This is a genomic window from Bacillus sp. REN3, from assembly GCF_017912555.1.
Lineage (GTDB): Bacteria > Bacillota > Bacilli > Bacillales > Cytobacillaceae > Mesobacillus.
The window spans coordinates 1-24,474 of the sequence record NZ_JAERSD010000036.1 but is presented as its reverse complement, the minus strand read 5'-3'; the positions used below and the strand labels follow the sequence as shown (position 1 = coordinate 24,474).

Below are 24,474 nucleotides of genomic sequence, written 5' to 3'. Positions count from 1 at the left end.
TGTCAGCTACTGAGCGTCTTGGCACTTACTCAGATTGGACTTTCACCAACTAGCAATTAACGGCTTGCCTGGGCACGTGAAACACAAAAAACCCGGACAATGGTCCGGGTTATTTCAAGAGGGAAACATTCTTTCAATGGGATTTCAGGACGTTACTTAATACATATTTCATAAGCAAGGAATAAACAGCTACAGTAGATACAACAAACAACGAAACCATAGATTACACCATCCTTGGAATTCGATATTTACTGAGAATCATTTTCATCTCTAAGGAAATTGTACCACTGTTGATTATCATTTTCAATGCATGGCCATTAATTGTCATACTTCTTTAACAAATTCGGCACGAACCGCCCCTGTTGGGTGAATGTTGCTTCATATTCAGTAAGCTGTTTCAGAGCCTTTTCCTCAGCAGGAATCCTGATGGAAAGAATCAGGATGTTCAAAATCGTGAATAAAACGAATGTAAAAAAGGCATTGAACATCAACGGGATAATGATCAATTCTACAGTAACAATCAAATAGTTAGGATGCTTGATCATCCTGTAGGGCCCCTTCTTAACAACATTCGCTCCTGGCAGAATTATGATTTTTGTATTCCAGAATCTCCCGAGCGACATAAGTGACCACACCCTCATCGCCTGGGTGAGGAGAAAGACCATCATCAGCCAGGGCCAATAACGCGTAAGTGTTTTATCAAGCAATATCACTTCACTGATATAGCTGATGAAGAAGGCTGTATGAATCATTACCATCGCCGGGTAATGTCCTTGCCCTAATTCAATCGCTCCCTTGTTTTTCATCCACTTTTCGTTTCTTTTAGCAATTTTCAATTCAACGATCCTCTGAAAAATGATAAAGCCTGCAAAAAAGATGAACGCCATCCTAATCCCACCTCATCAGCAGCAATTCCGAACTGAAACCTGGCCCAAGAGCTGCCGCTAGACCATAATCCCCCTCTTTCGCTGACTGCATGAACCTTCTTAAGACATATAAAATCGTCGCGGATGACATATTTCCATATTCTTTTAATACATTCAGCGGAACCTCTATCATCGACTCAGGCAAGCCCAAAGCTGATACATACGCTTGAAGCACTTTTTTTCCGCCGGGATGGGCTATGAAATGGCTGATCTGTTCGATACCAGTCTCATGTTCCGCCAAAAAGCGAATTACATTAGGCTGCAGCCACTCCTCAATGATTGTCGGAATATCCTTGGAAAAAATGACATAAAGACCTTCATTCTTAATATCCCAGCCCATCACATCCAATGAATTGGGCATGGTTGTTGATTGGGTTCCGATGATCCTTGGTAAAGATTTCATTTTGCTTACCCGTTCGTAACCCGACTCCTCGCCGCATACAAGCGCGCAGGCGATCCCATCAGCAAATAGGGAGGTGCCAATAAGATTGCTCTTTGACCTGTCATTGCGCTGGAAGGTCAAGCTGCATAATTCGATTGTGAGGACAAGAACCTTGGCTTTTGGATAAGCAAGGCAATATTCATATGCCCTGGACAGTCCGGAAGCTCCTCCTGCGCACCCTAAGCCCCAAAGAGGAATCCTTTTCATATACTGGGAGGATGGCAGAACATTCATGATTCTCGCATCGAGACTTGGTGTTGAAAGGCCCGTGCTGCTGACAGTGAAGATGGCATCAATTTCTCCGAACGTTATTTCCCTCTCCAGGAATTCTTCATTCCTCAGGCACTTGATGATTGCTTCTGCCCCAAGCTTGACCGCTGATTCGATATAAGCATTGTTTTTCTCTTCAAATGTATGGTCCTTTTCGAACCAATCCAGGTCTTTTGCAAAATGTCGTTTCTCAATTTGTCCATTCTCGAAAACGGTCAATAGCCTCTTTATATCCTTGAAAGATTCACTGAACAGCTTTTCGGCAAAATCCATGACCTGTTCTTGTTCAATTGAAAAAGGCGGGATAGCCTCGGCCGCGGAAATGATTCTAGGCATACTTTACTCTCCTCACATGTATGTACGGTTACTTTTTCCATTTCCCTGAAGAGTATGCACCCAAACTAAAACTGGCTTGTTTAATTAATTGGACGCGTAAGCAATGTTGCCTTATTACAGATTATATTCGTAATCCAACCTTTAACGATTTACAGGAAAAACACCCCTTTTAGAAAAAAGCCAAGCACCCCTACCGATTTCGGCTCGGTAAAGACGTCCGCATGGCAACGGAATAATTAGACACCCGGAGGAAAAGTTGTTTTTGCCTTGCCTAAAAAATGACTCACGCATCTATCCCGCGTCCATATGTTTGAACCATTTTCAAGGTACACTTTTATTGCGACCAAAGAAAAAAAGACTTCCCCAGAAGGAGAAGTCCAAAGTTTTGAAGGAGTTGTCGTGCAATTCTATTATACAATGCCTGTCCGGTTATGGCATCATTAAATCTTTTCCAGCTGGAAAACGATTAAAATCCATGGATGGTCATCCCGCCGTCCACAAACAATGTCTGACCGGTCACATAACTGCCCGCATCGGAGCTAAGAAAAACTACCGGCCCTACAAGCTCAGGCAGCTCACCAATCCTTTTGAGCGGGGTAACGCCAAGGATATCCTTCACATAGGATTCATCGGCTAAAAGTTTCTCTGTCAGCGGAGTCTTAAAATACCACGGGCCAATCGAATTGACATTTATTCCATATTGCCCCCATTCCATCGCAAGGACCTTGGTCATCTGTATAAGCGCCGCTTTCGTCGCGGCATAGACTACCCCAGTCCTTAATGCAACATGTCCTGCAACTGATGAAATATTGATGATCCGTCCACCAGAAGACTGCTCTTTCATTACTTTTCCTGCTTCCTGGGACATCATGAATGCTGACTTAAGATTAGTATCGACAATTGTTTCCCACTCTTCATCAGTGACTTCGAGCGCCTTCGAACGGATATTCATGCCTGCGTTGTTGACAAGGATGTCGATTTTGCCGAAGTTTGCTTGTATTTCAGTAATAGCATTATGTACCTGATTCCTGTCGGTCACATTTGTTGGTTTGACAAGAGCCTCTCTTCCGAGTGCCCGAATGGCTTCGGCCGTTTCCTCCAAATCACTTTCTGTTCTAGACAGCAACGCGACATCCGCCCCGGCTTCTGAAAGACCAATGGCCAATGCCCGACCGATTCCACGTCCTGCACCTGTTACGATTGCCTTTTTCCCTTCCAGCTGAAACGATGGCAAAAACAATTCCATCACCCTTCTTTCATTGAAATATTCTTTATTTTATCACAATGAGTGTTAGAACAGTGCCGCCATGCTTGACGCAATGGGAAAAGCACCGTGAAACGGTGCTTGCATCTGACTTAGCTTATTTTTCCTCTGGCTGTTTTTGGATTTCAATCAATATTTTATTTTCTGCTGTACAGCCGCAATTCCTGCAAGTCATCATTTCTTCATAAAGGAGGCGGCAATATTCACAATAAAACCTTTCCATACACTCACTTCCCGAAAAATCCTTTTTCTAACAGTGTATTTTGAAAAAGGAAAAGGGTGCTCCTCCTCCGCACTTACCCAACCTCGTAAAAAGGAATTTTTTCAAGGGAAGGCAACTGAAAAAGTTTTTAAATCATTGGCTTTGGTGTTTTTTTGTGGTGGATTTCCTCTTTAGGATGCTTGCTTTTCGTATGGCGTTGCCACAAAGGTCCTCACCTTGGAAAAAAGGAAACACGCTTGACGAGTTTGTGCCCAAATTGGCCCCAGATATTGGTGATTGGGAACATTCTTGAAAGGATTGTTCCCAAACAGGTTCCTCATAAAGCCGAATGGGTCTATTTTCATCGTTTAGTCCAATACAGGTCACTGCCAAGGAAAAATGAGTACGGTCTTAATCAAGTTATGCCACCCAGCTTCTCCAAATGATTTTTATTAGAAGATTTCTTCAATTGATCCATGTTCGAAGAAATTCCGTTAGCAGTTTCAAGGAATTTCCTTTTCGATCCTGTATAAATCCTAAAGGGCTCTTATTTTCCACAGTTTAGCCCCATCACTTAAATCGATTTTTAAAATTGTCAACCGGTTTTGTCACATCTAAATTTGGCATCGTAACAAATTGCTCATACTCTCACAATCCTTTTTTCACAGATTAGTCACATTTACCCGCCCTCTCATGTGACTTAAATCACTGTGTTTATAAGTTTTCATCATTAACATAGTAAATATATCATGTATGAACAATTTGTGAACTGTGTGAAAGCATATTTACGTTTCGTGATTGTTTTGTATTATGAAATTGTACTTATTAATTTATTTACGAATTAGTGCGAAGGGAGTGGACCGGTATGGCACAGCCTGGATACGGTAAAAAAACGAATACGAAGGTCGAAGATCAATCCAGCTTGAAGGGGACTCTTGTATCCGTTTTCTTGTTAGGTTTCTTTTTGATCATTACTTGGGTAGGTGTATATTTTTTATTTCTAGATCGCTTTTAAGAGCGGTCAAAGGGGGAGAGAAACGTAATGCATATGCATAAGTTTGAAAAGATATGGCTAATTTTCGGGGTTACAACCCTGCTGGTTTTCCTTACAGTCATAGGAGTAAGCGCTTTTTACTTGGGCAACCAGCCTCCAAGCTGTCTTGCCACCATCAATCCGGAAAAAGTGGATACAACAGCACCATTCAATGAACCGGGTCTAAAGAAGGTCGAGGGAAAAGAATGGGATTATGAACTTGTTTTCGTTGCTTCTGCATTCGCATACAACCCGGGACAGATTGAAGTTCCGAAAGGTGCCAAGGTGAAAGTAATCGCAACGACGAAAGATGTCATACACGGATTCGAAGTGGCAGGCACAAATATCAATATGATGCTTGAGCCTGGATTCATCAGCGAGTATGTGACGACCTTCGACAAAGCTGGAGAGTATTTGATTGTATGTAATGAATATTGTGGTGTAGGCCACCATATGATGACGTCGAAAATTGAGGTGGTTGAATAATGATTACTAAAACTGCAAATGCAATTGTTGACCGCCGTGACGGCAAACTGGCCATGGCTCACTTTTATGTGGCCTTCATTGCCCTTGCAATCGGAGGTCTTGCTGGTCTTCTTCAAACTCTAGTCCGTTCAGGGAAATTCGATTTGCCTAGCTGGACAGGATATTATCAGATCCTAACAATCCATGGGGTTGTTTTAGGCCTTGTCTTGACTACCTTTTTTATCATGGGGTTTCAGCTCGCTGCCGTCAGCCGGACATCAGGCACACTGACTGCTAAACAGCGTCTTGTCGGCTGGATTGGTTTTTGGGTGATGACCGTCGGCACAATTTTGGCAGCTGCCATGATTTTGACTAACAACGCTTCTGTTCTATATACGTTCTATGCACCGCTGCAGGCACACGCACTTTATTATATCGGACTAACGCTTGTAATTGTAGGAAGCTGGTTTGATGGTGCCGCCCTGATCATGGCTTATACTTCATGGAGGAAGGCGAATCCTGGAAAGCCAAGTCCGTTGTTGTCTTTCATGGCAATTGTCAATACACTGCTTTGGATTATCGCAACTATAGGTGTTGCTACCACTGTATTGTTTCAATTGCTTCCTTGGTCGCTTGGTCTTGTGGATCGTGTTGATGTCCTTGTCAGCCGCACGCTATTCTGGTATTTCGGCCACCCGCTCGTATACTTCTGGCTGCTGCCCGCATATATGGCATGGTATGCAATCGTGCCGAAAATCATTGGCGGGAAAATATTCTCGGATTCGTTGGCAAGAATGTCATTCATTCTGTTCCTGCTATTCTCGGTTCCTGTTGGATTCCACCATCAGTTGATGGAGCCTGGAATTGATCCTGCATGGAAGTTCCTACAGGTCATCCTTACTTTCCTTGTTATCATTCCATCTTTGATGACCGCTTTTTCGCTGTTTGCTACATTCGAGAACTTCGGACGTTCAAAAGGCGCTACAGGATTATTCGGGTGGTTCAAAGAACTTCCATGGGGAGATGCTCGGTTCACCGTTCCTTTCATTGGAATGCTTGCCTTCATTCCTGCTGGTGCCGGCGGTATAGTCAACGCTTCCCTCCAGCTTAACCAAGTGGTCCACAATACAATCTGGGTAACCGGCCACTTCCATTTAACACTTGCAACATCTGTTATCTTGACGTTCTTTGGAATCTCTTACTGGCTGATTCCACATCTGACAGGAAGAGTATTGACAAAAGCAATGAATAAGCTGGCAATCATCCAGGGTGTTATCTGGGCCATCGGCATGACTTTCATGTCAGGCGGCATGCACGCTGCCGGTCTTCTTGGTGCTCCGCGCCGTTCCGCATTCTCGACTTATGGCGGTGCAGAACAAGCAGCTGAGTGGATTCCTTACCAGATTGCACAGGCAGTTGGAGGGTCTATCTTGTTCATTGGCATCATCCTGATGCTCTATATCTTCATCAACCTCGCATTCTTCGCGCCTAAGGGTCAAGAGGAATTCCCTGTTGGCGAAGTTGCTGACGAGGCAGAAAAAACACCATTGGTGTTCGAGAATTGGAAGCTTTGGCTTGGAATCACTGTTCTGCTGATCCTCTTTGCCTATACGATTCCATTCATCGATATGATTGAAAACGCGCCAATCGGCTCAAAAGGGTATAAACTTTTCTAACTGTCCATTTTGAATTTAATTTAAAGCACTTCACTATTCATACAGTGAAGTGCTTTCTTGTTTTTTTATTGGCCATTTGGCATTCACGACGATTACAGAAAAAATGATCATCATTGATCCAAGGAATTGGAGTACACTTAAACGGTCTCCATAGGCAAAGACGCCCAATAAGGTTGCTACAACCGGCTCAAGTGTCGCTACGATTGCCGCGGTACTGCTCTCCACTCTCTCAAGTCCCCAGGAATACGCAAAATAAGCAAGCACCGTTGGAAAAACGCCAAGCCCGGCCGCAAATAGCAGAGTTCTGCTTTCCATCATCATTTCACCTTTACCCAGGATTCCAGTGGATGGGAGCAAGACAGCAGAAGCGACGATGAATGTATACATGGTGACAGTAAATGGATGGTACGTCCTTAGTGCAATCTTTCCGAATATGCTGTAAAGGGCGTAGCCGAATCCTGCTCCCAGGCCTACCAGGATACTAGCAGCTGGGAATGAAGTTGAACTACCGTTCAAACCTGCGGCAAAGGTACATCCAATAACTGTAAGGATAATAGCTAGCAGCTTCTTCTTATTGATGCTTTCTTTCAAAAAGATGAAGGAAAGGACCGCAACAAAAGCAGGAGCAGTATATAGCAATGAGACAGCGACTGGGATATTCATGAGGTTGATTGCAGTAAAGTAACACCAATTGAAAAAGACAATGCTGAAAATTCCTGTACCGATAAATAGGTAAAGATCTTTCAGTCTGATCTTCATATAGCTGCGATAGAAAAGGAAACCAGCTAGCACCAGAATGACTGCAGCCGCAGTCACCCTGATTGTAACAATTTCCATTGCATTGAAGCCTTCAGCCGAGAGGGTTTTTACGAAAAAGCCAATCAGCCCCCACATGGAGGCAGCGAATGCAATCATCAAAAATGGCAGATTTTTATACATAAGTTCACCACACTATAAGAAACTTCTTTGCCCGCTTTCCTGTACCAGCCGCTGATGATAGGAAACTTCAGGCGAACTTGTAGACCTGGCTATATTTCCTGTATAAATAGTCGACTAAATATTTGGCATTCAGGCCTTCGCCAGTCACGTCCATCAAGATTTCCAATGGCTTTTTCATCTTTCCGTATTGATGGACTTTTTCGGTAAGCCACTCTTTCACTGGTAACAGGTTCCCATCTTCAAGAAATTCGTCTAATCCAGGCAGATCCCTAAGCATCGCGGCTTTGAATTGCGCGGCATACATATAGCCTAATGCATAGGATGGAAAATAGCCAAAGCTTCCTCCTGCCCAATGCACATCCTGAAGGACCCCTTCCCCATCATTCTTAGGCCTGATCCCAAGATATTGTTCATATTTTTCATTCCAGATCTGCGGGAGATCCTTCACTTCAATCTCATCATTGAACAAACCTTTTTCAATTTCATATCGAACCATTACATGGAGCGGATAAGTCAGTTCATCGGCCTCAATCCTGATCAGGCTCGGTCTTGATTCATTGATGGCTTGATAAAACTCTTTAAGCCCGATGCCTTCAAATTGGCCATCCGCATAATGCTGCAGTAAATCGTAGTTCTTCTTCCAGAAAGAGTAGCTGCGGCCGACAAAATTCTCATAAAACAATGATTGTGATTCATGGATGCCCATTGAAGTCCCGCCGCTGAGCGGGGTGCCAATGAGCTCGCCAGTAATATTTTGTTCGTATAGGGCATGCCCGCCTTCATGAATTGTTCCGAACACTGCTGTCCTGAAGTCAGATTCGTCATATCTCGTTGTCACCCTGACGTCACCTGGATTTAGTCCCATCGCAAAGGGATGGACTGTTTCATCAAGCCTTCCCGCTTCGAAATCGTAGCCCATCTGCTTAAGGATGTCCAGACTGAACGCGCGCTGCTTGTCTTTCGGGAAATTCTTGAACAGGAAATCCGTCCGCGGCTTTGGTGAATTGGCGATTTTCTGGACTAGCGGAACGATTTTTTCACGCAGTTCGCCGAATACCCGGTCCAGAACATCAACAGTAACTCCTGGTTCGTACATATCAAGAAGGGTGTTGTATTTGTTCCCTTCGTAACCCCAATACTGGATAAATTTCTTATTGGCCTCTACCAGTTTCTCAAGGTATGGTCTGAACTTCTCGAAGTCAGCCTTTTCCTTTGCTTCTTCCCACACACTTTCCGCCTTGGATTGCAGGATGACATATTCCCTGTACTCTTCCGCAGGGATTTTCTTGTTGCGATTATAATCCTTCATGCATTCTTCCAGCGCTTTTTTCGTGACCGGGGGCAGATTCTGTTCATTTGAAAGCTTTGATATGTATCCTGCCATCTCTTCAGAAGTGGACATATTGAATAATTCATAAGATAGGACGCCGATCACTTCTGAACGCTGCTCTACTCCTTTCTTAGGAGCCCCAGTTCTTAAATCCCAATAAATCAATGAAAGCGCCTCCGCATATGCTCCCATTTTCTTTATATATTCCAGGAACTGCTTTTCTGTCTGTACCGTATTATTCATCCATATCCCCCCATATTTTTCTATTCATTTCATCTTATCATATTTTTCTGAAAAATCCCTTTACCTGAAAAATAAAAAGCAACAGGTAAACCTGTTGCGGGAAGAAAAGAGGGTTGGTTTTTTTCTGGGTACAGCTTATTTGGTTTTTCCAATTGCTACACGCCATGTCTCTGGGCCTTCTTCAAGGTACTCCCATGAAAAAGCCTCAGGACGTTCCATCATGAATTGATATTGTAGCGGCCTTGGTTCATGGTCATTTACGATCTGCATGAATTCCCCCGGCTCGAGCGCGTCGAAATTTTTAAAGATTGTGGGATGTTTATCCCTCGGTTCATAGTCAGGGACGTTGATAATCACATTAAAAGTCATTTGTCTCTCTCCTTTTCGTTTTAGTTTGCACCTTAATTATAATTTCGAAATCCCATTCAAATAGTGAGCCTGGTCACATAAGCACTATGATATAGTTAATTTAATCAAAATCACATTCTAACAATTAAGGCGGTGGAGATCATGAAAGAACTAGTAGGAATCTGCCAGGCTTGCGGGAAGGATATTTACTGCCTTGACGGCTTCCTTAATGGTGTCCATTTGGACGGAAAAATCTATTGCTTCGATTGCTTTGAAAAAAACACCGAAAAAGATACCCCCGCAAGACGGTAGCCTTGCGGGAGCCTTTTCTTTAGTCTTCCTCATCAACCGCCAGATCCTTCACCGGAAGCGGTTCCTCTTCCTTATGGGTTACTTTGCGGAGATTGAACAATGCCTTGATACTGAATATCGCGAGTGCTGCAACTCCAATCAGGAAAATCGTATCAGGAACCGCTCTGATAGTAAGCAGCATTTCAACAGTATCTTTCTGCAGGAATGCCGATGAACGAGAAGCAGCATAGCCATTGAAAAATGCTTCCTTGATTTGCAGATAGCCTATTGGGAGCAACGAAATGAAAACCATTCCTGCTAATCCGGCATTCAGCATAATGACGATGAATTTAACCCATTTGTCACTCCATTTCTCAGGCTTGACAATATTCCGAAGGGAGTAAATAAGGACCGCCCCGGCAAACATTCCATATACCCCCATCATTGAAGCGTGGCCGTGGGTCGGAGTAAGGAACTGGCCGTGTTCAAAAAAGCTTACGGCCGGCAGGTTGATCAGGAATCCCAGCACACCCGCACCGACCAGATTCCAAATCGCGACTGAAATCAGGAACCAGAAGGTACCTTTATGAGGAAAATCCACTCCTCCGTCACGCATCATTTTATATTGCTCATACGCCTCAAGGATCAGCAAAGTCAACGGAATAACCTCCAAAGCAGAGAATACCGCACCTAAAGCGATCCATACTTCAGCTGAACCATTGTAATAATAATGATGGCCGATTCCGATAACGCCTGCGCCCATCAAGAGGATCAATTGGAAGTAAAGCGCTTTGACCGTTGATTTTTTCGTGACAAGCTTCATTTGAACCATCAGGAAACCGATGACTACGACTGCAAATACTTCGAAAATCCCTTCAACCCATAAGTGGATGATCCACCAGCGCCAGTAATCAGCGAAAGTATAATGCGTCCCAGGATTGATCATGAAGGCGAAAAGATAGAACGCCGGTACGGCAATCGCGGAATAGAACAACAGATGGATCAAGCCGCCCTTATCCGCTTCACGCTTCAGTCCGCTTTTGATTCCGCGGAACACAATGTACAACCAGATCAGCATTCCTGCAGCAAGGATGAATTGCCAAATCCTTCCTAGTTCGAGATACTCCCAGCCCTGGTGCCCTAACAGGAACCAGTTGTTTCCGAGATACCCATTGGCACCAAGCCATTGGCCGACCATGCTGCCCCCAACAAGGATGACCAGTGCCCAGAACAGGATATCAACGAGCAGTCCCTGGCGCTTTGGCTCATGTCCGCCGACAAGCGGCGCAATGAAGATTCCCATTCCCAGCCAGGCGGTGGCAATCCAGAAAATGGCTAACTGCAGATGAAAACCTTTTGTGATATTAAATGGCAGGATGTCGTGAATCCATCTCATCCCGAAAAAGCTGTCTGGCTCGATATAATAATGCGCCAGCAACGCCCCGAACATTGACTGGACGAAAAATAGCACAGAGACAATTACGAAGTATTTCCCTGTCTTCATTTGAGACGATGTCAAAGGCTGTTTTTCGAGATTGATTTCTGGAAAGTTGCCTTCCGAATATGCTTCCTGCATCCCAAGATGGTAACGATAGAATAGAAAAAGGATCAAACCAACGAACAGGATGAGGATTGTCACACTGGCACCGCTCCACCATACTGCCGAAAATGACATCGTATTGCCTGCATCTTCGTAATATGGCCAGTTGTTTGTATAGGTTATTTCATCATTGGGTCTCTCGGTGCTGGACAGCCATGCGGTCCAGAAAAAGAAATCAGAAATTTGTTCAATTTGATCGCCCTTTGATACCCATGCCCGGTCTCCATCAGGCATGTGCTTCTCCTTAATCAGTCCTGGCTTCAGTCCCCAGTGATCTCCCTCAGTGAAAATCACATGGTAATATTCCCTAACCTTCTTGTGTCCATATACTTGTGCGTCTGTCAAGATCAGCTTATCGGTATCTGGTGTATACCGGTTTCGACGGATTTCTTTTGTCACAGAATCCTTGATGATCGTCTGTTCTTCTTTGCCCAATCCCTTGAAATCCTTGCCATACTTTTCACGTGCCCTAAAATCCTGCATCCCTTCTGTATACACTTTCAATGCTTCAGCTGTGTAATCAGGGCCCATATAAGATCCATGGCCCAGTACTGTTCCATAATCCATTAGCCCGTATTTCTGGAAAACGGCTTGCCCTCCCATGATGCTTTCCTTCGTTAAGATGATATCCCCTTTCTCACTTGTTACTTCGAGCGGCCTGGGAGCCATCTCTTTGAAAATCCAGTATCCCCCAGTCAGAAGTACGGTGAAACTAAGCAATAATGTAATGATAAGTACGGATTTAAGCAGCGAATTCCTGTTTTTCTTCACGACTGCCCTGGTGGAAGCTCCTCGTTGAATTTCCATGTTCCATACCTCCCTTTCCTTTGGTTTACTCTTTTAGTTTATAAGCATCTTGAATTGAGAATTGTGAAGTACTTCATTTGTTCAGTGTGATTTTTCACACAGTGATGATCTATATTTTCAAAAAAATTTCAAAATATGATTCAGGTCACTTAGCTTCTAAAGATAGATTGATAAACTTTAAGCATAAACCACTACCGCAAAGCAGGGAGCGAATTATATGAATAGATCAGAAATCCAAAAACAATTGAAAGAAGTTCCGATTTTCAAAGAATTGTCCACTGAGGAGATTGACCCGATCATTGAAATCGCCCAGCCCAGGTTCTTCAAAAATAGGATGTATGCCTTCATGCAGGGTGATCCATTAGACAGAGTGTTCTTCATTCATTCCGGACGGGTCAAGATTTATAAGACGGACCCATCCGGCAGGGAGCAAATTGTTTCCATACTGGAGACTGGTGAAATGTTCCCCCATGCCGGATTTTTCAGGAAAGGCCTATACCCGGCACATGCAGAGATGATGGAGGATTCCAGTCTGATCGTCATCCCTATATCAAAATTTGAGGAAATCCTCATTTCCTACCCTGGATTATCGATTAAATTATTCAGGGTGTTGGGGGAGAAAATCGTCGATTTGCAAGAACGGCTCGAAGAACAGATCCTGCACAATTCTTATGAACAAATCATCATGCTCCTTCTCCGGCTATGCAGGACAAATGGCGAAAAGAAGGAAAATGGCTTCAGAATCACGGCCCATTTTACGAATAAAGAGCTTGCCAATATGATTGGTACATCGAGGGAGACGGTCAGCCGGACCATCAACTATTTAAAAAAGAAGGACTTTCTGCAATTGGATGAGGATGGCTGCTACCTAATCGACCATGAGAAACTTCATCAGGAGCTTTTTACTGTTAATTGATTTATCGTTGTAACCCACTGTAAGGACAATTGAGAGATTGCAGTGGACATATCTGGCTCAACGGGAATGGATATATTCCCCTATAGTTTTGTCTGACCGCGAAGAGGCTGGTGTTCTTGCCTGTAGGGGACCCAAAGGCTTTGCCACATGAAGGGGTGGTGATTCCGAAGCTGAAACAAGAATTTTGTTGTTCACATCAAATTGAATCGTTTAGGGAGTTGACTGTAATGGAGCACAAAACAATCGAGCTGGATGTAAGGGAAGATATCCAAAATAAGCTGGAACCTTTCGCAAAAATAATGAATGCGATTTCCTGCCTCTCAGCGAATGACATCTTCATCCTTCATGTCCCGTTCAAGCCTGTCCCGTTATACGGAGTCTTGAAGGCAAAAGGATTTGAATACGAGGCCGAAAAAATCGGAGCTAAACATTATAGAATCATATTCACAAAAAAAGGAGGGGAAAAGGATGATTCTCGATAACCGCGGGTTGGAACCTCCGCAGCCAATGATGAGGACGCTCGCTGCGATTGAGAGGCTGGACGATGGCCAACCCCTTGTGATTCTCAATGACCGCAGGCCGATGTTCCTCTTTGAGCAGCTTGATAAAATGGGTTATTCGTATTTTACAGAACAGCTGGAAGATGGAAGCTATAAAGTAACGATTTCCAGAAAAGCAGGGTGATTGGATGCTGCCGCAAACAAAAGGAAATGAAACGAACATAAAATTGCCGTTCGCATTTATCGGATTCAGCATGCCGGCCCTCATCCTTTCCCAGCTGCTGATGCTCCTTAATGGGGATCTGCTTGTTTCGGGTGCCTTCAGGACTCCAGCGATTTGGGCTTCAGCCCATTTATTCCTGCTTGGCTGGGCCTTGATGACAGTGATGGGAGCGATGTATCAACTGGTGCCAGTTGCTTTCCTGACTCCAATCTGGAATGAAAGATTCGGGTTTGTACAGTTCACGGTCACCGCCTCCGGCATTGGATCCTTTGCCTTGTTTCTGTACATCAATCCTGGTCACGCTCTTTTTCCCGGAATCCTGACACTGACAGGGATATTAATGTTCCTGGTCCAAATGTTCATGACTTTGAAATCCCAGGCAAAAGCCACCGTCCTGACCTTATTTATCTGTGCTGCCCTTTTCTCGCTGCTCGGAACAGTTTCGCTTGGTTTGACGCTTGTCATTAGTATGGCAACCGGTTTTGCTTCTGAGTATTTTCAGGCGATTTTCCACAGCCATATCCTCTTGGGGACGGCAGGATGGTTTTCGTTACTGATTTTTGGTTTTTCCTATAAAATGGTGCCAATGTTTTCACTCTCGCATGAATACACGATGAAGCCGGCCCCTTTCCTTTTTGCCATCTATGCTCTAGGTTTAATAACCACACTGTATTCGTTTATCGCAGACAGCAACTCATATTCCATTATGGGGACATTTTTGCTATTCGCCGGATTCGTCCTGTTCGCCTGGCATATAAAGCTGATCATTGATAGGCGTGTCAAGAGAAAACTCGACCGTCCCTTCCAGTTTGCCTTGCTTGCAATCGTTCTTGGTGTGTTCATCCACTTGATGGTTTTTGTCAGTGCAGCCGCCGGTGTGTTTTCAAAATTTGCTGGAGTTCTTATCTTCCTTTATCTTTTTGCCTGGATTGCCTTCAGCATCATTGGTTACTTATATAAAATCGTTCCTTTTTTATGGTGGACACACAAATACAGCAAGGAAATCGGCAAGCAAAAGGTGCCAGCGCTAAAGGAAATGATAGATGAGAAAATCGCTCTGCCGCTATTTTTATTATTCTGTTCAAGCGTTTTTATCATAGTCATCAGCTTAGGTTTGAAAATGCTGCAATTTTTTTATATCGGGCAGGGGCTCATGCTGGCCGCAGTGACCATTTTTAGTGGGGCGGTAGTAAAAGTAATTCGAAAATGAGGAGGAATTAAAATGAACCCTTTAATAGAAAAAATAAAAGAAAATTTGAAAACGGTTTACGACCCAGAACTGAATATCAACGTTGTCGACTTGGGGTTGATTTATGATATTGATATTCTGGAACCCGGAGCTGCAAGGATCCTGATGACACTGACAACACCTGGTTGTCCGTTGCATGACAGCATCCTCAGCGGAATCAAGTATTGTGTCGAGGGAATGGAAGAGTTTAGTGCTGTGGACGTCCAATTGACGTGGGAGCCTGCCTGGTCTCCTGAACGGATGACGGAGGAAGGTAGAAGGATGTTGCAGCAGCCATAATAACAGAATGAAGGATTGGGATTGGGATTGACTGACTGGACAGTAACAGACTTTCTCTCTCTTGGTATGAGGCTGATCTTCGATCTGCGACCTTAATTATTTAATGATACATGAGAAATGATTAGTTGAACCAGTTGTCAGCAAACTGAAGCGGCCGAAAATGCCGCAAAGAATGCTGTTGCAGTCCAACAGCATTCTTTGCGGCGTGTTTTTCCAATTGCATTGGAGTCGTTTGATATTATCTGGTAGTCGAAAGGCTAAATGACAATGCCTGCCGCAGATTCGCTTCCGCTTCACGCAAATGATCCAGCTGCACATCATCCGGCCGGAAGCTATCGGCTAATGCTTCCGAGCAGCTGGACAACGCTTGTGAAATTTTGTGAAAATCAATAAATGAATCGTTCATTGCCATCCCCCAGTCAGTTCAGTGATAAAGATATTTTATTCTCAGAAAGTCAATATTATTCCATGATAAAAAGCTCCCGTAACGATCGGGAGCTTTCCTGCAGTTTTCTTCCATCTATTTTTCAGCGAGCGGCGGGCGTTTACCCCAATACTGGTAAAAGTCCGTTCGAATGAAGCCGTTGAATAATTTCCTTTTTTTCGTTGCAGCCTTCCCATATACTTTTTCAAAGTTTTCATTAGATGTCAGGATGTAGATTGACCACGTATCAAGAGGGGCAAACGTCCTTCCCATTTCCCTGTACATGTCTTCCACAGCCTTCTTTTCCCCCAATCTTTCTCCATAGGGAGGGTTACCGACAATCACACCGTATTCTTTTCTTGTCGTAAAATCCTGAACACGCATCTGCTTAAAGGTGATAAGATCTCCAAGGCCAGCTTCAAAGGCATTTTCTTCTGCGATTTTTACCATCCTATGATCGACATCCATTCCTGCTATGTCCAGCGGCTGGTCGTATCTTGCCAAATCCTCGGCTTCAGTCCTCGCCTCATCCCATACAGACTCAGGAATCATCCCCCATTCTTCAGACAAAAATTCACGGTTGAATCCAGGGGCAATATTCTGTCCGATTAGAGCAGCTTCGATCGGAATCGTCCCTGATCCGCAAAAAGGATCAACAAAGGGCCTGTCAGGATTCCAATTCGTCAGCATAATCAGTGCCGCGGCAAGTGTTTCTTTCAATGGCGCTTCTCCCTGGCCAGTCCGATAGCCGCGTTTATGGAGGCCACTGCCGCTTGTATCGATCGTCAGCGTAGCGACATCTTTGTGAAGTGAGACTTCGATTTTGTATAGAGGTCCGTTTTCTTCAAACCATGTCGTCTTTCTATACGCTTTCTTCATCCGCTCAACAATCGCTTTTTTGACAATTGCCTGACAGTCAGATACACTGAAGAGCTTCGATTTTACCGATTTTCCCGAAACGGGGAACTCTGCATCCTCCGGTAAGAATTGTTCCCATGGAAGCGCCTTGGTTTTCTCGAACAATTCATCAAATGAGTATGCCTTGAATTCGCCGACTTTTATTTTTATCCGATCGGCTGTCCGCAACCATAGATTGCTTCTCGCGATTGCCATCGCATCGCCTTTATATGTAATCTTGCCGTTATCGACTTCACATTCGTATCCAAGGTTCCTTACTTCCTTTGCGACAATCGCTTCAAGTCCCATTGCGGAAGTGGCAACCAAATCGAAATTCTTCATCATTTCACCCTTACTCACTGAAATTTGTGTATAGTTATAATGCATTCCTAACCGCCACTAAAACAAATATACATAAGAAAAGCTCTCCTTGCAAAAGGAGAGCTTGGTCAATTACTCATTAATATCCATTAATAACGTTCTGTAAGCCATGTTTTGTACCATTGTACTGCAAACGACGTCAGTCTCGTACTCCGGTGGTAATCATCTATCTACAGACGCAAAGCATCTGTCCTTCCCTTTGTTCAGTTCCTCCAGGAAGATGCCCCTACCATCATTTGGGTTTCTCGCTCGTGGGGTTTACCTCGTTCCACCCTTCCCATTTCTGGGAAGGCTCCGTCACTGTGGCACTTTTACAGGTATTCACACCATATCGGAAACCGACTTAGGCGTTTTCCCGGCCGTCAACTGAGCAACTGCCCGGCTGCCCTGGCTTATGAATTGGCCAGGCACGAACACTACAGGCATCGCAGCCTGTGCGAGCATGGACTTTCCTCTGCAGCATAGCTGCAGCGATTACCCGAACGCTATTAAATGATACATATTGTATTATATGAAATTCCATATCGAAAAGCAATGGTAATTGATTTCAAAACATAGGAAAATATGGCTCAGTCGTACAATTTGTCACCAAATACATGCTTTTCGAGATTTGAGAGCCTTTTTAAAATGTCGAAATTTGTTGTGCCGGCTGCCTGTGTGCTTGGACGGCGCGATGCTTCGTCAAGCTGTTTTTTCAGACGGAGATTATCCTGCTGAAGTTCTTCTATTTCCTGTTGCATCACTTCATAGTCCTTGATGATCACATCAAGGAATTTATCCACCTCTTCTGGTTTATACCCACGCATGGCTGTTTTGAATTCTTTTTCCAAAATTTCTTTCGCAGTCAACTGTACTTTATCGGATAGCATTCCATTCACCTCAATACCCCAATCGTCCACTTTATTTTTTCAAAAACACAGCGATTTGTCAATTTTTCTTTCCACTGGATTAAAAACCTTGTTCTTTTAATTGTTCTTCTTCGACTATCATTTGCAGATCATAAAGAGTGATCAGCCTTATATCGTAGTTTTGTTTTTCTGCAAATAATTGCGCAGTCTCATACAGGTATTTCGGGCTGCCTTCCTTTTCAGGGTCATATAGAAGGAGCAACACGTCGCTTTTCTCAACAAAGAATTGATTTTTCAGCCTGAATTGCCAGGGGTTCTCATATCGTTTCCTGGTAATTGAATCAACGTGGTCGGCCGTGGCAAGGATGGAACCATACCATTCCTTGTTCGTGTCATTCCATGTTTCTTCCTGGTTGAGGAAAGGCGTGAAGACAGACAGTTTCAAATCAGGGTATTCCTCCCGGAGCTCCATCACAACTTCTCCCGCCCAAAGTTCCACCCCAAGCTGTCCGCTGATCATCACCCATTCAAGTCCTTCGTCAAGAAGAGCAAGCAAGCTTTTCCTGATTGCTGTTTTTATGTATTCTGCTGCCGGGTGATTTTGCTGGAAAATCCCTAATTCAAAAGGTTTATAGCCTGAAATTGCAACTATTTTCGCCATTAAATCCCACCAACTCGCTGTACCTTGATTACATATAGATTGTATTCCCTATTATGTGTGAATATTAATCCTCATTTTCAGTTTTAAAAAGGCTGCCTTGCATTTGTCTGCTGATTCCTGGACAAGGTACCGGCTATTTGGGAGATGCTCTGGTCAACTATAAACCACGGAATCATTTCCAGCAACCCATAAAAATCGCGCCATGAATAAACAGAATTTTAAAAAACAAGGGCTTCCCAGCCCTTGTTTCAAAAATGACTTATCGGCCGTATCCCATTCCTGGTCCGAAGCCGTATCCTGGACCTGGACCTGGTACAGGTCCAGGACCGCCGTAAAAGTTCTGGCTCGTAACCTGGTTCACTGTAGACTGGGTATGCGGGAAATAATGGACGTGATCATAATTGATGTGATTAATATTCGTTGTATGTGTAGGATGTACATGCGGTACCAGATTATTGACAAAATTGTGGTTTACGCATTGCTTCGTCGGATGGACCACTGTCGGGCAAACATGCGTTGGCTTGCAATACATAGTGCATAACTCCTTTCCTGATAGACTTATTGTATACATTAACAGCCTATGAAGAAGCGATGCATCTTGTACTAATGAAAATACCTATTTTTCATTCGTCAACCTTGCGTAATCCATTAAAAGAAAGCGTAAAAATTGTCCTTTAATCCATTAAGAATGATTGCGGTCAAACAGACAACAATAAAAAAGAGAACCAAAACTGCTTTGTACATTTCTACCAGCCCCGTAAAAAAAAAATAATGTATTTGTCCATACATTTTTACATTTTACAGTGTCGCAACCTTATATACAATAGGATTTCGATGGTTTCTGCCATAAAATTGTTAAGGATTTGTTACAATCCCCCGGTCCCTGTCGATAACTGCTGAAATAATGCTCACTCTGCAGAATTATGCGCTTTCCCGGGAAATGCCTTCCGGGAAATCCTTGCGATTCTTTTCGATAGCATTTCCGAAAAACGTCCATCTTTCTTTGTGTTTCCGCCACTATCCCCATGAAGATCCCTAGCTCTCATGCAATAATCCAGGGCAGACTTGAAATTCTTTTCCCTGTGCTCAAAATGCTTGGCCAGTTCGATGCACGCCTCTTTTCTTATTTGCAGTGAGCCCCTTTCAGCTGATTCTTTCCATAGGGGGATGGCTTTTTCCCACTCCTTGTTCCGTTTAAATTCAAATGCCAGAGCATGTTTTGCCTCAATTTCCTGGTCATTTCCCGATTCTGCCAGTCCGCTGAACGTTTCCCTTGCCTTACCTGACTCTCCAAGGTAGGAGTACCAGCGGCCAACCTCGAAAACCTCTCTTGAGGACTGGCTTGAATCCATGCCTAAAAGCTGAAAAGTGAGGTGGGTGTACAGGGTGATCAAAGACAGTATATCCATTTCATTATGCTTGATGACTCCCAATAATCCCTCAGGATTTTTCCGTTCGAGGAAATCAAAGTAAATCATTGGAGCAAGGAAGCCGGGAATGTCATCTTTCCTCTTAAGCCCAAGCACTTCTTCTTCGACGATGCTCAGTTTTATCCTTTCTATCTTATGCTTCCACATCCTTCTTGCAGCATGGTAAAGATCAAAGTGGCCAAAGGCTGGAAGCTGTGGGACATGATCACGGACCAAAGTATGCCTTGTCTTAACCTGCGGCCAATCAAATGCTTTTCCATTATATGTCACTAATGTTTTGTAGTCGGCATTTTGCAGGAAGCTCTGGTAAAGGGCCACTTCTTCTCCGGGCCCTGGAAGGATATGTTGCTTAAGTTGGATTGAATCCCCACGGACACTCGCATGGCCAAGAAGGAATATTGTATTTCCAGCCCCCCCTCCGAGGCCTGTCGTTTCCGTATCAAAAAACACCAGGTCTTCCGCACAGTGGCCCGCGGAAGAAAGCGGATGGCTGACTGATTCACTGTTCCATAGGGAGACGGCTTCCAAGAAGTCATGGAAGTGGTAGTGTCCATGACGGTGATCAAGCGGGTAGATGATTTCCCTCACGAAGCAGTACTGTCCATCGAAATAAAACGGGACGGTATTCTCCCGCTCCCAAATTTCAAGAAATGGTATTCCATGTTCAGTTCCCTGTTTTACGGCTTCCGGCATCTTCCTCCCAATCCCGCTTTTGATATGCGGTTTCAGGCGATTCAGCTTGTTCTTCAAACTCATCCCTTTCCCTCCCTCCTACCCAGCGGCTTTCATGAAAAGATCAAGGATTTTGACAACATCTTTCTTTGAATGAATCGAAAGGGCATCCGTTCCAATACATGAGGGACAGCCTGTTGCACAGTGGCAGTTTCCAACCATGGCCATTGCCTGGTTCAGGATTTCTTCCATGCCGGCATAGACCTTCTCACTGAGTCCAATCCCGCCTGGATAACGGTCATAAAAGAAAATCGTCGGTTTTTCATTGTGGGCGGCCTTTACTTGCGGGACGACATGCACATCAGAGGGATCGCACATTACAAACAATGGAGCGATATGCTTCAATGCCTGCGCAGTTCCAATAAGCCCCTGTTCCAGCCTGTCTTCTCCGAATTCGGATAAATCTTTATTGAGCGAAATCCATGCAGAGCTCGTATGCAGCTCTTGCTCAGGCAGGAAAATCGGCCCGGAGCCTATATTTTCATGGGTCTCGAACCTTATTTTCTTGAATATCGTCGCCATTGCTCGGACACTTACATCTCCATAGCCAATTTCAAATTCTTCTTTGCTGCGCCGCCTGTCTTCTTCCAATACACTGAGTTGAACTGCCAGGTTCGCATCGGTGAAATAATCCACATCGACTTCGCGGACATAGGCTTTCTTTTCTTCCCAATCAAGTTTTTCTACCTGGAACTGGATTCCCTGATGGAGATAAATAGCTTCTTCATGCAGCAATGTCATTGCTGAAAAAGTATCCATTTCTCCAATCACCCTGACATTTGCAACATCTGATTGGTCTACGATCACTACATTTTCCTGGGAGGCGGAACGAAGGCTGATATTGTGGGCAGGAAATGCCTCATTCATCCAATACCACTTGTCCCCATTTTGATGGAGGACCCGTTCCTCAACCAGGTATTCAAGTATCTCCTCTATCTCTGCGGATCCAAATCGTTCTCCCTTCTTGAAAGGAAGTTCATATGAGGCACATTTTATATGGTCAATCAATATAATCAAATTATCGGGATTGATCCTGGCCGTTTCAGGACTCCTGGTAAAAAAGTAATCCGGATTTTGGATGACATACTGATCAAGCGGGCTGGAGCTTGCGACCATGATGACGACAGACTCTCCATGCCTCCTTCCTGCCCTCCCAGCCTGCTGCCAGGCACTGGCGATCGTTCCAGGATAGCCGTTCATGATGCATACCTGAAGCTGCCCGATATCAACACCCAATTCGAGGGCGTTTGTACTGACAACTCCGTATATCTCCCCTGATCTCAATCCTCTTTCGATTTCACGCCTTTCAGTGGGAAGATACCCTCCCCTGTAACCCCTGATCGCTTTGGGACCTAATTTATGTTTCACCAGTTCCTGTAAATAGGTGAGCAGGATTTCGACCCGTACCCTGCTCCTTGCAAAAACGATCGTCTGGATTTTATTCTTCAAAAATTCACCTGCAAGGCGGCGGGTTTCAAGTGTGGCACTGCGCCGGACGTTCAGAGGGATGTTCACGACAGGAGGGTTGTAAAATAAAAAATGTTTCCTGCTGGATGGAGCACCGTTATTGTCAATCAGCACCATTTCTTTTTCCGTCAACCCTTCCGCCAATTCAAGGGGGTTGGCGATTGTGGCAGAAGTACAGATGAAGACAGGATCACTTCCATAGTATCTGCAAATCCGTTTCAGCCTTCTGATCACATTCGCTACATGGCTTCCAAAAACGCCTCGATAAATATGGAGCTCATCAACCACCACATATTTCAGATTCTCAAAAAGTGACACCCATTTCGTATGGTGGGGCAGGATCGCTGAATGAAGCATATCGGGATTCGTGATGACAATATGGCCTGCTCTCCTGACCTTCTGGCGGATATTGGATGGCGTATCCCCATCATATGTATAGCTATTGATCGTTAATTCTGCCTCCTGTATCAGTTCATTGATCTCGCTTTTTTGGTCCTGTGCGAGGGCTTTTGTCGGGAAAAGATAAAGGGCCCTTGTATTGGCATCATTGATGATCGACTGGAGGACAGGCAAATTGTAGCACAATGTCTTCCCGGAAGCAGTTGGGGTAACTGCCACTATGCTCTTCCCCGCCTTGATTTGCTCGTAGGACGATCTTTGATGTGTGTAAAGTCTGGATATCCCCCTTTTTTCCAGAGCCGTTTTTAAAATGTCACTTAAGTCTTCAGGCATTTCCTCCGTCCTGGCTTCTTTGTGTTCGATTGTATGCCAGTGGACAATATTTTTCTTTATTTGATCTGATACTTTTAATTCAGTCAAAATTTCTTGTAAGCTTTTGCGGACTTTCATTGCGTTCACCTCAATAACCTTATTTTAGCGAATAAACGTTCGTTGCAAAAGCAAAAAGAAATAATTTTTGCTGTTTCCGTAAACTTCTTTGTTTGTTAATAAATGGATTTACACTCCGGGTTGCTCGCTTTCCACGGGGAAATAGTTGAGCTTCCTCGGTGCAAAAGCGCGTGTAGGCTTTCAACTTTCCGCTGATTCCGCCGAATCCCGCACCTCTCGTTCCAAACAATCTTTTATAAAACAGCCTATATTGTTTACGGTTAGCGAAAGACAGCAAATGCCCAGTCCTATTTATTTCCTGTCTCAAGGAGCGGTTACAAGTACCCCAGTCCATGGATCTTCTCTGCTATTTTATCGGCTGATCGCCGCTTCGGAACGGTATTATTTTTATTTCCCTATCCCAGAAGGATTTTTTTGTTACAATTAAGAATGAGGTGTTGATAGTGAATAAAAAAGAAATAAAAAATGTCCTTTCCAAATTCACTCTTTTCCGTGGTCTTGATGACCGGGAACTTGATAAAATCCTGGAGATATCAATCTCCAGGAAGTGGAACAAAAACAGTCATGTTTTCTTGCAGGGAGATCCGCTGGAAAATGTTTATTTCATACACGAAGGCAAGATCAAAATTTATAAAAGCGATGCCAATGGCAAAGAGCAAATCGTCGCCATTCTTAAAAAAGGGGAAATGTTCCCTCATGTCGGTTTCTTCCGGCAAGGAGGTTATCCTGCTTTCGCTGAAGTGATTGAACCTTCTTCCCTTGTCGTTGTGCCGATTTCCCAATTTGAAAATGTTCTCGTTGAAAATCCCCAGCTCAGCATCAAAGTGTTTAAGGTGCTGGGAGAAAAGATTGTCGATTTGCAAGACCGGCTGGAAGCACAAATCCTCAACAATACATACGAACAAATCATCAAGCTGCTTGTCAGACTGGCCCAGCTCCATGGAGAAGAACTGCCCGATGGCAAAATCTTGCTAAAATCAGAGTTCACGAATAAGGACTTGGCAAATATGATTGGAACCACACGGGAAACCGTTAGCAGGACATTGACAAAGATGAAGAAGGATGGGCTGATCAAGTCCAATCTGGAAGGCGATATGATCCTTGATTCTGAAGAATTGCTGGATGAATTGATCTAGCCGGCCTCCGAAAAACCGGTTTAAAAGCCCGCTGCTCAGGCAGCGGGCTTTTTTTATGTGCGCCCGGCATGGGTGCAGTCTATAGGGTGTAAGTCCCGAGCCATGAAGGCAGTAGTAGTGGTTAGCTTAACGCAAGGGTGTCCGCGGTGACGCGGAATCTGAAGGAAGCGAGCGGCAAACCTCCGGTCTGAGGAACACGAACTTCATATAAGGCTAGGTACCATTGGATGAGTTTGCATAACAAAACAAAGTCCTTACTGCCGAAGGTGGTACAGAGTAAATGAAGCAGATAGATGGAGGGAAAGACTGT

24 protein-coding genes and 1 other RNA gene are annotated in these 24,474 nt (G+C 44.2%); 10 read left to right on the top strand and 15 right to left on the bottom strand.

The window, feature by feature from the left end; genetic code table 11:
• Positions 1–317 precede the first annotated feature (317 nt).
• The 3 genes from JJQ88_RS20060 to JJQ88_RS20050 form a co-directional block, all read right to left on the bottom strand.
• Entirely contained in the window at positions 318–887 is a 570-nt protein-coding gene (locus JJQ88_RS20060) for an isoprenylcysteine carboxyl methyltransferase family protein (protein ID WP_210367817.1), read from the bottom strand.
• A gap of 1 nt (position 888) precedes the next feature.
• The gene (locus tag JJQ88_RS20055; protein ID WP_210367816.1) at positions 889–1,974 is read right to left on the bottom strand and encodes a type III polyketide synthase; all 1,086 of its coding nucleotides are present in this window, start codon (positions 1,972–1,974) and stop codon (positions 889–891) included.
• Positions 1,975–2,440: 466 nt separating this feature from the next.
• Entirely contained in the window at positions 2,441–3,214 is a 774-nt protein-coding gene (locus tag JJQ88_RS20050; RefSeq protein WP_210367815.1) for an SDR family NAD(P)-dependent oxidoreductase, read from the bottom strand.
• 1,091 nt (positions 3,215–4,305) lie between these two features.
• Between JJQ88_RS20050 and JJQ88_RS21370 the strand changes: the two genes are divergently transcribed.
• From JJQ88_RS21370 to JJQ88_RS20040, 3 genes are read left to right on the top strand one after another with little or no spacing between them, the layout of a single operon-like run.
• A complete protein-coding gene (locus JJQ88_RS21370; protein WP_246861316.1) occupies positions 4,306–4,455 on the top strand; it encodes a cytochrome c oxidase subunit 2A in 150 nt (49 codons plus the stop codon).
• A 27-nt stretch (positions 4,456–4,482) separates the two neighbouring features.
• The gene (locus tag JJQ88_RS20045; RefSeq protein WP_210367814.1) at positions 4,483–4,959 is read left to right on the top strand and encodes a cytochrome c oxidase subunit II; all 477 of its coding nucleotides are present in this window, start codon (positions 4,483–4,485) and stop codon (positions 4,957–4,959) included.
• The gene (locus tag JJQ88_RS20040; protein WP_210367813.1) at positions 4,959–6,614 is read left to right on the top strand and encodes a b(o/a)3-type cytochrome-c oxidase subunit 1; all 1,656 of its coding nucleotides are present in this window, start codon (positions 4,959–4,961) and stop codon (positions 6,612–6,614) included. Before JJQ88_RS20045 ends, JJQ88_RS20040 begins: the two co-directional genes overlap by 1 nt.
• 33 nt (positions 6,615–6,647) lie before the next feature.
• Here JJQ88_RS20040 and JJQ88_RS20035 read toward each other — a convergent pair whose 3' ends face one another.
• The 3 genes from JJQ88_RS20035 to JJQ88_RS20025 all read right to left on the bottom strand — a co-directional run bounded on the left by JJQ88_RS20035 (position 6,648) and on the right by JJQ88_RS20025 (position 9,495).
• Positions 6,648–7,553, bottom strand: coding sequence for a DMT family transporter (locus tag JJQ88_RS20035; protein ID WP_210367812.1), 906 nt, complete (start codon positions 7,551–7,553; stop codon positions 6,648–6,650).
• Between the two features lie 67 nt (positions 7,554–7,620).
• A complete protein-coding gene (locus tag JJQ88_RS20030) occupies positions 7,621–9,126 on the bottom strand; it encodes a carboxypeptidase M32 (protein ID WP_210367811.1) in 1,506 nt (501 codons plus the stop codon).
• A 135-nt stretch (positions 9,127–9,261) separates the two neighbouring features.
• Positions 9,262–9,495 carry a DUF2249 domain-containing protein gene (locus JJQ88_RS20025; protein ID WP_210367810.1) on the bottom strand — a complete coding sequence of 78 codons (234 nt, stop codon included), beginning with the start codon at positions 9,493–9,495 and terminating at the stop codon, positions 9,262–9,264.
• A gap of 141 nt (positions 9,496–9,636) precedes the next feature.
• On the opposite strand from JJQ88_RS20025, the gene JJQ88_RS20020 reads away from it, so the two are divergent.
• On the top strand, positions 9,637–9,786 hold the full coding sequence (locus JJQ88_RS20020; RefSeq protein ID WP_210367809.1) for a hypothetical protein: 150 nt from the start codon (positions 9,637–9,639) through the stop codon (positions 9,784–9,786).
• Positions 9,787–9,805: 19 nt separating this feature from the next.
• Here the strand turns inward: JJQ88_RS20020 and JJQ88_RS20015 are convergent, their stop codons facing one another.
• Entirely contained in the window at positions 9,806–12,172 is a 2,367-nt protein-coding gene (locus JJQ88_RS20015) for a nitric-oxide reductase large subunit (RefSeq protein ID WP_210367808.1), read from the bottom strand.
• Positions 12,173–12,389: 217 nt separating this feature from the next.
• Here JJQ88_RS20015 and JJQ88_RS20010 point away from each other — a divergent pair, with 217 nt between their 5' ends.
• The 5 genes from JJQ88_RS20010 (at position 12,390) to JJQ88_RS19990 (ending at position 15,339) form a co-directional block, all read left to right on the top strand.
• Positions 12,390–13,088 carry a Crp/Fnr family transcriptional regulator gene (locus JJQ88_RS20010; protein ID WP_210367807.1) on the top strand — a complete coding sequence of 233 codons (699 nt, stop codon included), beginning with the start codon at positions 12,390–12,392 and terminating at the stop codon, positions 13,086–13,088.
• A 227-nt stretch (positions 13,089–13,315) separates the two neighbouring features.
• Positions 13,316–13,570 carry a DUF2249 domain-containing protein gene (locus JJQ88_RS20005; protein WP_210367806.1) on the top strand — a complete coding sequence of 85 codons (255 nt, stop codon included), beginning with the start codon at positions 13,316–13,318 and terminating at the stop codon, positions 13,568–13,570.
• Complete coding sequence (locus JJQ88_RS20000) at positions 13,557–13,772, top strand: DUF2249 domain-containing protein (protein ID WP_210367805.1); 216 nt, start codon at positions 13,557–13,559, stop codon at positions 13,770–13,772. Before JJQ88_RS20005 ends, JJQ88_RS20000 begins: the two co-directional genes overlap by 14 nt.
• Before the next feature lie 4 nt (positions 13,773–13,776).
• Entirely contained in the window at positions 13,777–15,021 is a 1,245-nt protein-coding gene (locus JJQ88_RS19995; protein WP_210367804.1) for a hypothetical protein, read from the top strand.
• Positions 15,022–15,033: 12 nt separating this feature from the next.
• Complete coding sequence (locus tag JJQ88_RS19990) at positions 15,034–15,339, top strand: metal-sulfur cluster assembly factor (protein WP_210367803.1); 306 nt, start codon at positions 15,034–15,036, stop codon at positions 15,337–15,339.
• 238 nt (positions 15,340–15,577) lie between these two features.
• Here JJQ88_RS19990 and JJQ88_RS19985 read toward each other — a convergent pair whose 3' ends face one another.
• The 8 genes from JJQ88_RS19985 to JJQ88_RS19950 form a co-directional block, all read right to left on the bottom strand.
• Positions 15,578–15,745, bottom strand: coding sequence for a hypothetical protein (locus tag JJQ88_RS19985; RefSeq protein WP_210367802.1), 168 nt, complete (start codon positions 15,743–15,745; stop codon positions 15,578–15,580).
• 114 nt (positions 15,746–15,859) lie between these two features.
• Positions 15,860–17,002: a THUMP domain-containing class I SAM-dependent RNA methyltransferase gene (locus JJQ88_RS19980; protein ID WP_210367801.1), complete on the bottom strand. Its 1,143-nt coding sequence runs from the start codon at positions 17,000–17,002 to the stop codon at positions 15,860–15,862.
• Between the two features lie 137 nt (positions 17,003–17,139).
• Positions 17,140–17,527, bottom strand: an RNA gene (rnpB, locus tag JJQ88_RS19975) — RNase P RNA component class B.
• An 83-nt stretch (positions 17,528–17,610) separates the two neighbouring features.
• Positions 17,611–17,910 carry a cell division regulator GpsB gene (gpsB, locus tag JJQ88_RS19970; protein WP_210367818.1) on the bottom strand — a complete coding sequence of 100 codons (300 nt, stop codon included), beginning with the start codon at positions 17,908–17,910 and terminating at the stop codon, positions 17,611–17,613.
• Positions 17,911–17,989: 79 nt separating this feature from the next.
• On the bottom strand, positions 17,990–18,550 hold the full coding sequence (locus tag JJQ88_RS19965) for an SLOG family protein (protein WP_210367800.1): 561 nt from the start codon (positions 18,548–18,550) through the stop codon (positions 17,990–17,992).
• A gap of 259 nt (positions 18,551–18,809) precedes the next feature.
• Positions 18,810–19,082 carry a CotD family spore coat protein gene (locus JJQ88_RS19960; protein ID WP_210367799.1) on the bottom strand — a complete coding sequence of 91 codons (273 nt, stop codon included), beginning with the start codon at positions 19,080–19,082 and terminating at the stop codon, positions 18,810–18,812.
• A 376-nt stretch (positions 19,083–19,458) separates the two neighbouring features.
• Positions 19,459–20,736, bottom strand: a complete 1,278-nt coding sequence (locus JJQ88_RS19955; protein ID WP_210367798.1) for a ribonuclease H-like domain-containing protein — start codon at positions 20,734–20,736, stop codon at positions 19,459–19,461.
• A gap of 15 nt (positions 20,737–20,751) precedes the next feature.
• Positions 20,752–23,028, bottom strand: coding sequence for a DEAD/DEAH box helicase (locus tag JJQ88_RS19950; protein ID WP_210367797.1), 2,277 nt, complete (start codon positions 23,026–23,028; stop codon positions 20,752–20,754).
• A 443-nt stretch (positions 23,029–23,471) separates the two neighbouring features.
• Here JJQ88_RS19950 and JJQ88_RS19945 point away from each other — a divergent pair, with 443 nt between their 5' ends.
• Positions 23,472–24,164, top strand: coding sequence for a Crp/Fnr family transcriptional regulator (locus JJQ88_RS19945; protein ID WP_210367796.1), 693 nt, complete (start codon positions 23,472–23,474; stop codon positions 24,162–24,164).
• Positions 24,165–24,474 lie beyond the last annotated feature (310 nt).